Below are 12052 nucleotides of genomic sequence, written 5' to 3'. Positions count from 1 at the left end.
CGGCGGATGCCGGGGCTAAAAATTCGCCCGAACATGACATCAATTTGAAGAGGCTCGTCCAAAATCCTCTCCTCCCGAGGTAACGCAAAGGTCTCCTAAGGGAGAGGAGGAAATACAACTCACCAAGGACCTGTTCCCCTCATGATCGATTTTCCTTATATCAGGGACATATGTCAGACCACCGATAGCAAGATCGTGCTTCTGGTTGTGGATGGGCTTGGCGGGTTGCCTCACCCTTCCACGAAAATGTCTGAGCTGGAAACGGCTAACCTGCCTAACCTGGACCGGCTGGCGCAGATAAGCGCGTGCGGGCTGACGACGCCTGTGCTGCCGGGCGTAACGCCGGGCAGCGGGCCGGGGCACATGGCGCTCTTCGGCTACGACCCGGTGGAGTACCTGATTGGCCGCGGTGTGCTGGAGGCGATCGGCATCGGCGTGAAGCTGGGCAGGAGCGACGTGGCCGCGAGGGGCAACTTCTGCACAGTGGACAAGAACGGCTTGATCACCGACCGCCGCGCCGGCAGGATCAAGAGCGAGGAGAGCGCGAAGCTGGTAGCGGAGCTTGCAAAGATAAAGGTGCACGGTGTGACGGGTGAATTCCACCCCGTCAAAGACCATCGTTTTGTTCTTGTGCTGAAGGGCAAGGGGCTCAGCGAGGAAGTTGGGGAGACGGACCCCCAGGCCGAGGGCGTTGCGCCGCTGGACGCGATACCGCTGGACGACGAGGCGGACGCAACCGCCGAGGCGGTCAACATGTGGGTGTCTGAGGCGCGGATGGTGCTGAAGGGCCGGGACAAGGCCAATATGGTGCTCCTCCGGGGCTTCTCCCAGCTTCCAAGCCTGCCGGACATGGGAGAGACATATGCGATGAAGCCCGCGGCAATTGCGGCTTACCCAATGTACCGCGGCCTTGCCCAGCTTTGCGGGATGACCGTCATACCTACAGGGACGAGCTTCGACGACGAGCTGGACACTCTCGAGGCGAACTGGGACAAACACGACTTCTTCTTCCTCCACTACAAGCCCGCTGACGCGGCCGGGGAGGACGGCAACTTCGAAGCGAAGATTGCCGCCCTGGAAGAGCTGGACAAGCGCATTCCGCGTCTGGTCAACCTGGGGGCTGACACGCTCGTAATCGCGGGCGACCACTCTACCCCTGCAGTGATCGGCGCCCATAGCTGGCACCCGGTGCCGCTCATGGTCCACTCAATGGACACAAAGGGCGAGGGTATTGACGCGTTCAACGAGCGGCAATGCGCGAACGGCTCAATAGGCCGCATCCCTGCCACCAGCGTGATGATGCTCGCCATGGCCCACGCCGGGAAGCTGGCGAAGTTCGGGCCGTAGGCCCCGCAACTTCGCCGGCTGCCCGCCAAGAACGCTTTTCGGAGGACCAGACCATGCCTTCCACGATCATCGCCGGGAACTGGAAGATGAATACGACGCTCTCCGAGGCGCGGGAGCTGGTAGCCAGGATGCGCCCGGGACTGGACTCGATAGGCGGTGTGGACAAGGTGGTGTGCCCGCCGTTCATTTCGCTTGCGGCCGTCAGGGACTCCCTCCAGGGCTCCACAATCAGAGTCGGCGCGCAGAATGTGTACCCGGAGCCGAAGGGCGCGTTCACGGGCGAGGTTTCGCCGGCGATGCTCTCCGGGCTCTGCGAATACGTCATCATCGGACACTCCGAGCGGCGGCATATCCTTGGCGAGACGGACGCGCTCATCGCCAGAAAGGTTGAGGCGGCGCTAAAGGCCGGGCTGAGGCCCATCCTGTGCGTGGGAGAGCGGCTGCAAGAGCGGGAGCAGGGCAGGGCGGAGGCCGTGGTGGAGGAGCAGCTCCGCCTGGGACTGGAGAAGGCAGCAACTCTACAGGGCATCGTGATCGCTTACGAGCCCGTCTGGGCTATCGGCACCGGCAAAGCCGCGACGAAGGACGACGCGCAGTCGATGATGGCGTTCATTCGCGGGTGGCTGAGCAAGAAGTATGGCGTCGCGGCGGGCGACACGTCGCTGCTTTATGGCGGCAGCGTCAACGCCGGCAACGTGGTTGACTTCATGCGCCAGAAAGACGTCAACGGCGCGCTCGTCGGCGGGGCCAGCCTGGACGCCGCCGGCTTCGTGGAGCTTACGCGCAACGCCGCGTCCGTCAAGAAGTAGGCGCTGCCTAGCAGCCTCCCAATGTCCACAACGCCAAACGACCACCCCCAGCGCGCGGAACGCCGAATAGTCGCCATAGTCGGGCCAACCGGCGTGGGCAAGAGCGATCTTGCTATCAAGATGGCAAAGCATTTGGGCGGCGAGGTAGTGAACGCCGATAGTCGGCAAGTCTACCGCCACATGGACATCGGCACCGCGAAGCCCACTCCCCAGCAGCGCGCCGAGGTCCCGCACCACCTCGTAGACATCCTCAACCCAGATGAGGAGTACAGCCTCGCAGTCTTCCAAAAGCTGGCCGCGAAGGCTATTGCAGATATACATGGCCGGTCCCGCAAACCGATCCTGGTGGGCGGGACCGGCCAGTATGTGTGGGGCCTTCTGGAGGGGTGGCAGGCCCCGGAGGTGAGGCCGGACGCGGCCTTGCGCGAGCGCCTGAACGCCAGGCTGGCGACCGAGGGCGTAGGGGCGCTTCACGCGGAGCTGGCACGGTTGGACCCGGAGGCAGCGGCGCGGGTGGACCGGCTGAACCCCCGCAGGGTCATACGGGCCATAGAGGTGGCCTACGACTCAACAGCCGCATCTGACAAGCCTCGGAAGGTCCCTCCGCATTACCATGCTACGGTAATCGGCCTGACGCTGGATAGGGCGCTGCTGGACGCGCGACTGGACGCACGCGTGGAGGCGATGGTGGCGGCGGGCTGGCCGGACGAGGTTAGGCGGCTGCTGGCGATGGGGTACGGTCAGGGGCTGCCATCGATGTCCAGCATGGGGTACCAGGAGCTGGCCCGTTGCGTGGCCGGGGAGGTCACACTGGAGCAGGCGGTGGAGGAGACGAAGCGGCGGACGCGGCGGTTCGCGAGGAAGCAGAACGCGTGGTTCAGGCCCGGGGACCCGCGCATTGCGTGGTTCCAGGGAACGGAAGAAGGGCATAAGGCCGCCCTGGAATTCATCCGAAACGCGCATTCAGGCATCAAATCACTATAACCGGGGGAATGGCGCTCCAGCTACAGGCGGCGGGCCTGTGGCTTCTACACCAGCCCCTAGACCCCAGCCCCCATACCCCGATAAAATGGCTCGGTTGAGTTCCAGCGGCTGATTCGGAGGGTAATTTGAAGTTCACGAAGATGCACGGCGCGGGTAATGACTACGTCTACATAGACGCGCGCGGCCTGGACGGCGTCGACTGGCCGTCGCTCGCGGTGAAGATGAGCGACCGCCACAAGGGCGTGGGTTCGGACGGCATCATCCTCGCCACGCCTGCGAAGAAGGGCCACCTGCAAATGCGGATGTTCAACGCGGACGGATCAGAGAGCGAGATGTGCGGCAATGGCATCCGCTGCCTGACCGGCTTCGCGCTGACAAGGGGCATTGTGCCCAGGAGCACGTCGCCCGTGACGGTTGAGACACTCGCGGGCGACAAGATAGTGACCCCCAAGTGGGAGGGCGACCGGGTGGTGGCCGCCACCGTGAGCATGGGCGAGCCGAAGTTCGCGATCGAGGACATCCCGGCTATTGCGCCGGGGCAGGCGATGCTGATGGACTACCCGCTCACGATCGACGGGTACACCTTCAAGCTGAACGGGGCCTCCATGGGCAACCCGCACGCCGTTGCGTTCATTGACACTCCGGTAGACCAGTTCCCGCTGGACAAGATTGGGCCGATTGTCGAGCGACACCCGATGTTCCCGAAGAGAGTGAACTTCGAGATCGTGAACATCATCGACGAGAACCACGTGAAGGCGCGAGTGTGGGAGCGCGGGTCCGGGCTGACCGAGGCCTGCGGCACCGGCGCGTGCGCTATTGGGGCCATTGGACGCCTGAAGCGATATACGCGTAGCGAAGTCACGGTGTCTCTGCCGGGCGGCGACCTGCTGGTGAGGTGGCCAGGGGAGGGTCCCGTCATCCTGGAGGGTCCGGTGGAAGAGGTCTTCGAGGGCACGTGGGAGGCCTAGCGGGCCGCGCGGATGCCGGTCGGCCCGGCATTCTCCGCTTCGCTGTTGCTGCGCCCATTACATAACCGGCTAACGGCAACGCAAAGTGCAGAACAGCTCTATTCAAAAGCTTAGAACAGTGTCCAATCTCTGTCCGGAAACTTTGTTCGTATTCGTAGCTGAATTGCGTCGGCTAAATTAAACGCAAAATGTTCGAATCGTACCAACGGAGGTCTTGATGAGATTCGCGAACCGGATAGCAAAGGTGCCGCCCTATCCGTTTGTCCAGATAAGCCGGAAGATTGCTGAGAAGCGCGCCCAGGGTATTGAGGTGCTCAGCTTTGGGATCGGCGACCCGGACCTGCCTACCCCCGACCCGATTATCGAGTCGGTGCGCCAGGCCTCCCTGGTCAAGCAGAACCACCGCTACCCGGAGTCCGAGGGCCTGCCGGATTTTCGAAAGGCTGTGGCGGACTGGTATAAGCAGCGCTTCGGCGTGGTGATCGACCCCGAGAAGGAGGCCACTTCTCTCATCGGCGCCAAAGAGGGCATCGGCCATATGGCGTTCGCCTTCCTGGACCCGGGCGACATAGCGCTGGTGCCGGACCCCGGCTACCCGGTGTACGCTATCGGGACACTGTTCTCCAACGCTGTCAGCCACCTGATGCCGCTGAGCGAGAAGAACGGCTGGCTCCCTGACCTTGACGCCATCCCCGAGGACGTGGCCAGGAAGGCCAAGGTCCTGTGGCTGAACTACCCGAACAACCCAACTTCCGCCGTGGCCGATATTGCATTCTTCGAGAAGGCTATCGCGTTTGCCAAGAAGTACGATATAGCCGTATTGCACGATGCCTGCTATACGGAGGTTTACTACGACGGTTACAGGCCGGTAAGCTTCCTGCAGGCCAAGGGCGCCAAGGATGTGGGCATCGAGTTCCACTCGCTCTCGAAGTCGTACAACATGACCGGCTGGCGCATCGGCATGGCCGTCGGCAACGCGGAGATCATCAAGAACCTGCTCGTCGTCAAGTCTAACCTTGACTCCGGTGTCTCGCAGGCGGTGCAGCAGATGGCCATCACCGCGATGAAGACGCCGCAGAGCGAGATTGACAAGCGGAACCTCATCTATCAGAGCCGCCGCGACCGCGTGGTAAAGGCTTTGCAGCAAATCGGCGTCCGTGCCACCGCGCCGAAGGCAAGCCTCTACATCTGGGCTGGGGTGCCGAAGGGCTTTACCTCCGCGGAGTTCGCCGAGCGGCTCCTGGAGGACCGAAACGTGCTGGTGACGCCGGGATCGGTGTACGGGAAGAGTGGCGAGGGCTACATAAGGCTCTCGCTGACCATCTCGGAGGCCAACCTGGAGAAGGCGCTCGAGAGAATATCTACATGGAAGGTGCCCGCGCCGAAGGTCGCCGCCAAGTAACAGGAGCAGCGAGTATACCTCAAAAGCAGACGGTCCCAACACACTCTAAATCTGAGCGCGCACTGCTGGTCGGCGTTGAGATCAAGACAAGGCGTCGCAAATGGACCATGGAGGACTCCCTGGACGAGCTCGGCGAGCTAGCCAGGAGCGCCGGAGCGACCGTTGTTGGCGCGATCACGCAAAGCCTGGACAGGCCATCAAACACGTACATCGGCGCCGGTAAGCTGGAAGAGTTGGCGGAGCTGATCAAGCGCAAAGACATCGACACGGTGATCTGCGACGACGAGCTAGATCCGACCCAGCAACGGAACATCGAGAAGGTGGTGGCGAAGCTGCGCCCGGACTCCGGGCGAGAGGTCAAGGTAATCGACCGGACCGCCCTCATCCTCGACGTTTTCGCACGCCGCGCGCAAACGCACGAAGGCCGCCTGCAGGTGGACCTGGCGCAGCATGACTACCTGCTTCCGCGGCTCGCGGGCCAGTGGTCGCACCTGGAGAGGCTAGGGGGCGGCATCGGGACGCGCGGGCCGGGTGAGACACAGATAGAGAGCGACCGCCGGCTCATCCGCGGCCGCATCCTGAAGATCAAGAAGGACCTTGAGGCCGTTCGCAGGCACCGGGCCCTTTACATAAATCGCCGCAAAGAGGCGCGCATACCCGTCGCCAGCCTGGTAGGCTACACGAACGCCGGCAAAAGCACGCTCATGAACAGCCTCACCAGATCGACCGTGCTTGCCAAGGACCAGCTTTTCTCCACGCTGGACCCCGTGACCCGAAAGCTCAGGCTGCCGTCCGGCAGGGAAATTCTTCTGACCGACACGGTCGGCTTCATCCAGAAGCTGCCGACGTCGATCGTCGCCGCGTTCCGGGCCACGCTCGAAGAGATACAGGATTCGGCAGTGATCGTCCACGTGGTGGATATCACACACCCGAATGCAGACGCACAGTCCGACGAGGTGGACAGGATCCTGCGCGAGATCGCGGTAATCGATAAGCCAAGGGTCCTCGCACTGAACAAAGCGGACAAGATGTCCGGCGGGACAGACCCTGGCGCCGCCGCGCGCGACGGGCCGGGCTCAAAAGAGGAAGGGCAGCCGCCTGCGGTCCTTATCTCGGCGTTGAAAGGGTTCGGCCTGGACCTGCTGCTGCAGGAGATCGAGTCGGCAGTCCAGCAGGCTGAAACGCTGGGCGCATCGCATTCATCCGGCGAGCTCGCCGCCGCAACATAAATGCATCTGTCGGCCGCCCAAACGGGGCAGATTTCCGGGCCGGGATGGCCGTCAGTATCCTCGTAATTTTCTGACCGCCTCAAATCGAATCGTAGAAGGGCGCCCCCGGCGGCCCGTCCCGCTTATGGTTCGCACTATATATGTTATGTTAAAATACGGGAAGGGGCCGACTCATATCTACTAACGGCAGAAGTCGCCCCCGGCCATACTGGACATAACACTTGTCGCGTGTCTCGCCGCGCAACCCACGGAGCCCGAGCCATGCGGGCTCCTGGCAAATCATCCCTGGTCGATGTTCAATGGAACAACCCAGACTTTGATTGCGCCGCACCGCACGAGCTCACGGACCAGCGGCAGCGCAACTTCGTGGCCGTCGTCCGGCCGGAAACGTATCGTCCTGTCGAGCTGTCCATCCTCATACTCGGGAACGAGCTCCTTCGCCTCGACCGACACAACGCGGTCTCCAAACAACATTGCCGCCGCGCCCATAAGGTACATCAACTTCTGCTGCATTCGAATGCCCGCGGCCTGACCCGTGACCAGGATGGCCGCTGAGGCCCCCCGCATTGCCCGGGTGGCCTGCTGGGACACCGGCGCAGGATTTTCCAGGTTTATCTCGTGGAGCTCGTAAGCGGCGCCCAGGGCCTGCAAGACGGACTCTACATATTCGACAACATTCCCCCCGCCGCCGTGAGCGACAAAGATCTTGCCCTGGGCTGATCCTGCCTGAATCGCCGCTGGGCCTGCCTCCGGCATGGCTTGCGGCTTGTCAGTCGGCCTTGCCTGGTCTGCGGTCGTCACTCCCTCGGCGTGACCCGCGGTCCCGGCCGCCGAGGCCGGCGGCCTGGCAGCAAGGTCCTGGCGGCCGTGGGCGCCCGAGACGCTCACGTAAAGGCCGCCGCCTACCTGTCCAAGGATTCCGGCGAAAAGACCGTTCTCTTTAATAAGGGCAAGGCACTCCTGCGTCAGCGCCGCCGGCACTCCAAGCTCGGCCTGGAGCATGTTCTGGGCATACTGGTCCTCAGGGACCTTCTTGCCGTTGAGGAGCCGGTAGAACTTCCCGAAGGCGTCGGGCTCCATGGCTGCCTCCAGAAGCGCAGCGTGACGCTCTTCCTGGGACATTGGCGCCATGATCGCCTCGCCCCGCCTGGTCAGCGATATCTTTTCGTCCGCGTACCCCCCGATTGTGAGGCCGTATTTTGCGGATGAATTAACCCTGAAAGTGAACCCGCTGCTCGCCGGGGTTGTGTTAACGGCCTTCGCCAGGAGGACCCTGTCGAAGGGCCGCCCCGCGTTCTTCTCCCAGATCGCCCGTGCGATGCCAAGTGAGTCCTGAAGAGTATTCAGAGGATAAGGCCGCACGACACGCGTGCGCTTTTTACCGGCCTGCTCCGGAGCATCGTTTTCATTCGTGGACATATTTTCCGACCCCCGTTGGAAAGCTCATGCTTTTTTCAGGATACGCCAAATCACCACGCCTGAAAAGCCCGGGCGCCCGTTCGGCCCCAGGACCGCCGAGGCCGCCTTGCCGTACCTGCAAATCGGTTGAAAAGGCCCAACATGGTACGCTGAAAAGTCTTTTCGGCCGTGTGAAAATTCATTTCACCCACGCAGGACTGACCTGGCTCAGTCAACTGGCCCATCCACAAAAGGGTGTCGCTGCCAATCCTTTTCTGGCGTCACGCGCCAGTCCGCTGCGACTGCCGCCGCTTGAAAACCCCTGATCAGTGAGGCCTGTTTCCGGTGGTTGAGCCAGCCACTTGGACACCGAAAGTGCCGGAACTCTGGGCTCTGGTTTCAATGGAACATCCGGGGGGGGGCCTTTCCCAGTGTCCGCTCCCGCACCCCTGGTTACCTTCAATCGCCACCCATGGACGCCTTGAGTCGAGGTGACAGTTCGGGTTTCATATATAGGGAAGTGATAAGATAGGAACCGTAGGATGGGCTTGGGACCGCCGTCACTTTGAGGCCCCATGGCCCGTCAGCAAGATATGAAAGCCAGCCTCTGGGCGGGCTTTTGCGTTTTAGTTAGTTAGATATGTTCGCTCAATTTCCCGTTTCTTAAGGAGTCAGCCTTGCGAAGCACCACCAGAATAAGGCTCGCCCTGCCGGCGATGATTGCCTTGCTTATGCTTGCGATCGTCGCGGGATGCAGCAGCGGAAACAACGGCACGAATCCGCCGGCCGCAGGACCCACGGCCACCGCGGCAAACGTCGGCGACGCGCCGGCCGCGCCGGAAGTGATCGTCAAGCAGGGCCAGGAGCCTCTCCCGAAAGCGGGGCCGGAAGACTTTGCAATCCTGTGGGAGGCCTATAAATACCTCCTCACTGACTATGCCGACCGGGACAAACTCGACAAGGAGGAGCTTACCGAAGCGGCGATCCGGGGTATGCTGCAGGCCGTCGGAGACCCGCAGACAGCGTATGTTGCACCCGCGGTGCTCCAGGGCTCCTTCAAAGACGTCTTCCAGGGCCAGTTTGAAGGCATCGGCGCCAACGTCAACATGAACGCCGCTGGTAAGGTGATAATCATTTCCCCCATCGCAGGCAGCCCGGCCGAGGCGGCGGGCATTTGCGCCGGCGACCAGATACTTGAAGTGGACGGGGTCAAGCTTGAGGGACTGAGCCTCCTGGAGGCCGTGGCCAAAATCCGCGGGCCAAAGGGCTCCACTGCGCGCCTCCTGGTCAAGCACCTTACAGCGGCCGAGCCCGTGGAGATATCCGTCGTTCGCGGCGTGATCCCGCTCCAGAGCGTTATCCTGCGCAGCCAGCCGGGCGACCCTTTCACGCACATCCGGGTTACGGACTTCTATCCCAACACGGCCGAGCTGCTGAATACCGAAATCACGAAGGCGATGAGCGTCGGCACGAATGGCTTGATCCTGGACCTCCGTGGCAACGGCGGCGGACTGCTGGAGTCATCCATAGATATCGCCAGCATGTTCATCAAGGACGGTATGGTGATGTACTCGCTGGATGGCGCAGGTACGCGGCGCGATTACATGGTCCGGAAGGACCGCAATATTGCGACCGAGATTCCGATGGTCGTGCTTGTAGACCAGGGCAGCGCTTCCGCCTCCGAGATCCTGGCCGGCGCGCTGCAGGACCACAAACGGGCGAAGGTCATCGGCGCCACGACCTATGGCAAAGGCTCTGTAAACTGGCTCAGGGAGCTGTCTAACGGCGGCGGCATCTACATAACCGTCGCGCACTGGTATACGCCTCTCGGCCGGCTTATCCAGTCCGAGGGCATAGAGCCCGACCTTGTTGTGGAGAACGGCGATGCGCGGCAGGCCGACATTGACCAGCTGCGCGCGGCTATGGAAGAGATGGAGAAGCTCACCGGCGTCAGCCGCACCGCCGCGGGGGCCAGGTAGGCCGATGGCTGAGAACGGCAAGGCGACCTTGCTGAATCGCAAGGCGCGGTTCGAATACGAGATACTGGAGACGATGGAGGCCGGCCTTGTTCTCCTGGGCACCGAGGTGAAGGCGATCCGCGAGGGGCGCGCAAACTTTTCGGACGCATACGCGCGCCCGGAGAAGGGCGAGGTGTGGCTCTACAATGCGAACATCTCCCAGTACTCCGCCGGCGGTCCGTACAGCATGCACGAACCCCTCCGACGGAGAAAACTGCTCCTCCACAAAGACCAGATACTGAAGCTGACTAAGGCCGTTTCGGAAAAAGGGATGACCGTTGTTCCACTAAAGCTCTACTTCAATAAGAAGCACAGGGCCAAGGTGGAGCTGGGCATCGCTCGTGGCAAGAAGCTTTGGGACAAGCGCCGGACGATCATGGACCGGGACCGCGAGCGCGAGGCCCAGGAGGCGATGAAGCGGCGCAGGTAGTCCCCCCTGCCCCGCCGTTCGATCTGGCCGCGCGGGCAATCCGTTGTGCGCAGTCCCGAGATTTCGGACAAACTAAGAGGCCTATTTTGATCGGCGCCTTGCTGAGTGGCGACCGTCAAAATAGGCCTTTAGTTTTAGAGGGATTGGGCTCGGGGGACCACCGAGGGGGACGGTGGGTTAGCCCATCCTCTTGACTTCCAGGGACTCCCCGGGGGCGAGGGCGACCCTGCGGACATTGATACCCAGCTTGAGGAGCCAATAGCCCAGTGTGGCCTTGCTGACGCCGAGCTCCTCGGCCGTAGCCGAAAGGCCCTGTTCAGTGACCAGCTGGGGCAGCATCTTCTCGAGAGGCTGCTGGAACTTCTCTTCGACCGCTACCATCTTCTTGGTCTTCCTGTTCATCTTGACTCCTCCTGAGATTCAATGTCTATACTCTAATCCCGGCCCGAAACCTTGTCAATGCATTTTCTACCCTTTTCTAAGAAGTTTCCACAAAACGACTAGCTCACTGGCGCCAACTCCCCCGGCAGAATAGAAACCGAACGGCATTGCGCCACGCCTATTTATCGTTTCAGAATACTACGATGAAGGCCGTCCGCCGCCCTGCCCTGCCGTTGACTCACCAGATATCGCTTGCTAGACTCGCCTTATGGAACGGGTCGCTGCGACCGTCCCGGTTCACAATCCCTTCCCGTTGCGAGGTCACGTATGGTAATGCAGATCGTCGACACGGTCCGGCGCAACCATGGGCTGGAGCACGGCACCGTGGCGGTGTTGCTGGAGCGGGGCGCGCGGCCGCCGATGGGCGGCATCGCCCTTCCGAACGGCTACCTGATCTTTGGAAAGCTCTCGCAAGAGGATGTCAATGACGCCGCCGGCGAGGCCCTGGACAGGATGCAGAGTGGAGAGCGCGAGCTGGCCGTGTCCCCTTACTGTGGCACAAACATGCTCATCGGCGCGTTCATCGGCGCGGTAGTCGCGATGTTTCTGACCCGGAAGTCCAGGGCGTCAGGTCTCAAGCTGGCAGCCTTCACATCGGCAATGCTGTGGTCCACTATTTTGAGCCGGCCGGTGGGCGCCGTGGTCCAGCGCCACTTAACCACCTCCGGCGACGAGAGCGGCGTGCGCATCAACGGGGTCCGGAGGCTCGGCGCTGCCGGCATGGGCGTTCACCATGTCAGCACGTCCCGTTATGTCAATGCTCAATGACTTTGTCAGTCTTACTGCTCAGTGATTTTGTCAGTACCACTGGTTTTGGTTGAATCAGTCTCGATCTCCAAGGGTGATCTGGAGCCGGCTTTCGATCCTTGGGCGAGGAGAGGGGTGTGCTGGAGACGGGTCCGTCTCCAGCACGCCCCTCTCCTCGCTTGCCCGCCTGAGCTTTTCTTCGCCTTGCTCGCAGGACTGCGGGTCTTAGGGGAGCAACCGTGCTGGCCAGCTCACGCCCCTTGTGCATGACCACGATGC

The 12052-nt window shown here is 62.0% G+C and carries 11 protein-coding genes; 9 read left to right on the top strand and 2 right to left on the bottom strand.

The features are described from left to right. Positions 1-141: 141 nt before the first annotated feature. The 6 genes from FJ319_13580 (at position 142) to hflX (ending at position 6739) form a co-directional block, all read left to right on the top strand. Complete coding sequence (locus FJ319_13580) at positions 142-1347, top strand: 2,3-bisphosphoglycerate-independent phosphoglycerate mutase (protein ID MBM3935303.1); 1206 nt, start codon at positions 142-144, stop codon at positions 1345-1347. Between the two features lie 53 nt (positions 1348-1400). After that, entirely contained in the window at positions 1401-2156 is a 756-nt protein-coding gene (locus FJ319_13575; protein MBM3935302.1) for a triose-phosphate isomerase, read from the top strand. 21 nt (positions 2157-2177) lie between these two features. Continuing rightward, on the top strand, positions 2178-3140 hold the full coding sequence (gene miaA / locus FJ319_13570) for a tRNA (adenosine(37)-N6)-dimethylallyltransferase MiaA (GenBank protein MBM3935301.1): 963 nt from the start codon (positions 2178-2180) through the stop codon (positions 3138-3140). Positions 3141-3265: 125 nt separating this feature from the next. Next, positions 3266-4108: a diaminopimelate epimerase gene (locus FJ319_13565; protein ID MBM3935300.1), complete on the top strand. Its 843-nt coding sequence runs from the start codon at positions 3266-3268 to the stop codon at positions 4106-4108. 217 nt (positions 4109-4325) lie between these two features. Then, positions 4326-5510: an aminotransferase class I/II-fold pyridoxal phosphate-dependent enzyme gene (locus FJ319_13560; GenBank protein ID MBM3935299.1), complete on the top strand. Its 1185-nt coding sequence runs from the start codon at positions 4326-4328 to the stop codon at positions 5508-5510. After that, positions 5474-6739, top strand: a complete 1266-nt coding sequence (gene hflX, locus FJ319_13555) for a GTPase HflX (GenBank protein ID MBM3935298.1) — start codon at positions 5474-5476, stop codon at positions 6737-6739. The genes FJ319_13560 and hflX overlap by 37 nt, the downstream gene beginning before the upstream one ends. 279 nt (positions 6740-7018) lie before the next feature. Here the strand turns inward: hflX and FJ319_13550 are convergent, their stop codons facing one another. Beyond that, positions 7019-8158: a hypothetical protein gene (locus tag FJ319_13550; protein ID MBM3935297.1), complete on the bottom strand. Its 1140-nt coding sequence runs from the start codon at positions 8156-8158 to the stop codon at positions 7019-7021. A gap of 656 nt (positions 8159-8814) precedes the next feature. Between FJ319_13550 and FJ319_13545 the strand changes: the two genes are divergently transcribed. Beyond that, complete coding sequence (locus tag FJ319_13545) at positions 8815-10116, top strand: S41 family peptidase (protein ID MBM3935296.1); 1302 nt, start codon at positions 8815-8817, stop codon at positions 10114-10116. A gap of 4 nt (positions 10117-10120) precedes the next feature. Next, the gene (gene smpB, locus FJ319_13540) at positions 10121-10585 is read left to right on the top strand and encodes an SsrA-binding protein SmpB (GenBank protein ID MBM3935295.1); all 465 of its coding nucleotides are present in this window, start codon (positions 10121-10123) and stop codon (positions 10583-10585) included. Between the two features lie 177 nt (positions 10586-10762). Here the strand turns inward: smpB and FJ319_13535 are convergent, their stop codons facing one another. After that, on the bottom strand, positions 10763-10987 hold the full coding sequence (locus FJ319_13535) for a hypothetical protein (protein MBM3935294.1): 225 nt from the start codon (positions 10985-10987) through the stop codon (positions 10763-10765). Between the two features lie 306 nt (positions 10988-11293). Between FJ319_13535 and FJ319_13530 the strand changes: the two genes are divergently transcribed. Beyond that, positions 11294-11794 carry a hypothetical protein gene (locus tag FJ319_13530; protein MBM3935293.1) on the top strand — a complete coding sequence of 167 codons (501 nt, stop codon included), beginning with the start codon at positions 11294-11296 and terminating at the stop codon, positions 11792-11794. Positions 11795-12052: the final 258 nt, after the last annotated feature.

This window comes from SAR202 cluster bacterium (assembly GCA_016872355.1).
Classification (GTDB): Bacteria; Chloroflexota; Dehalococcoidia; order Lucifugimonadales; family VGZY01; genus VGZY01.
The sequence above is the reverse complement of the archived record's forward strand: the minus strand, read 5'-3'. Positions and strand labels throughout refer to the sequence as shown.

Excerpts from the sequence above, each read along its gene's own strand:
- FJ319_13580 (MBM3935303.1), top strand. The coding sequence starts at position 142 with ATGATCGATTTTCCTTATATCAGGGACATATGTCAGACCACCGATAGC.
- FJ319_13575 (MBM3935302.1), top strand. The coding sequence starts at position 1,401 with ATGCCTTCCACGATCATCGCCGGGAACTGGAAGATGAATACGACGCTC.
- miaA (MBM3935301.1), top strand. The coding sequence starts at position 2,178 with ATGTCCACAACGCCAAACGACCACCCCCAGCGCGCGGAACGCCGAATA.
- FJ319_13560 (MBM3935299.1), top strand. The coding sequence starts at position 4,326 with ATGAGATTCGCGAACCGGATAGCAAAGGTGCCGCCCTATCCGTTTGTC.
- hflX (MBM3935298.1), top strand. The coding sequence starts at position 5,474 with ATGGAAGGTGCCCGCGCCGAAGGTCGCCGCCAAGTAACAGGAGCAGCG.
- FJ319_13550 (MBM3935297.1), bottom strand. The coding sequence starts at position 8,158 with ATGTCCACGAATGAAAACGATGCTCCGGAGCAGGCCGGTAAAAAGCGC.
- smpB (MBM3935295.1), top strand. The coding sequence starts at position 10,121 with ATGGCTGAGAACGGCAAGGCGACCTTGCTGAATCGCAAGGCGCGGTTC.
- FJ319_13535 (MBM3935294.1), bottom strand. The coding sequence starts at position 10,987 with ATGAACAGGAAGACCAAGAAGATGGTAGCGGTCGAAGAGAAGTTCCAG.
- FJ319_13530 (MBM3935293.1), top strand. The coding sequence starts at position 11,294 with ATGGTAATGCAGATCGTCGACACGGTCCGGCGCAACCATGGGCTGGAG.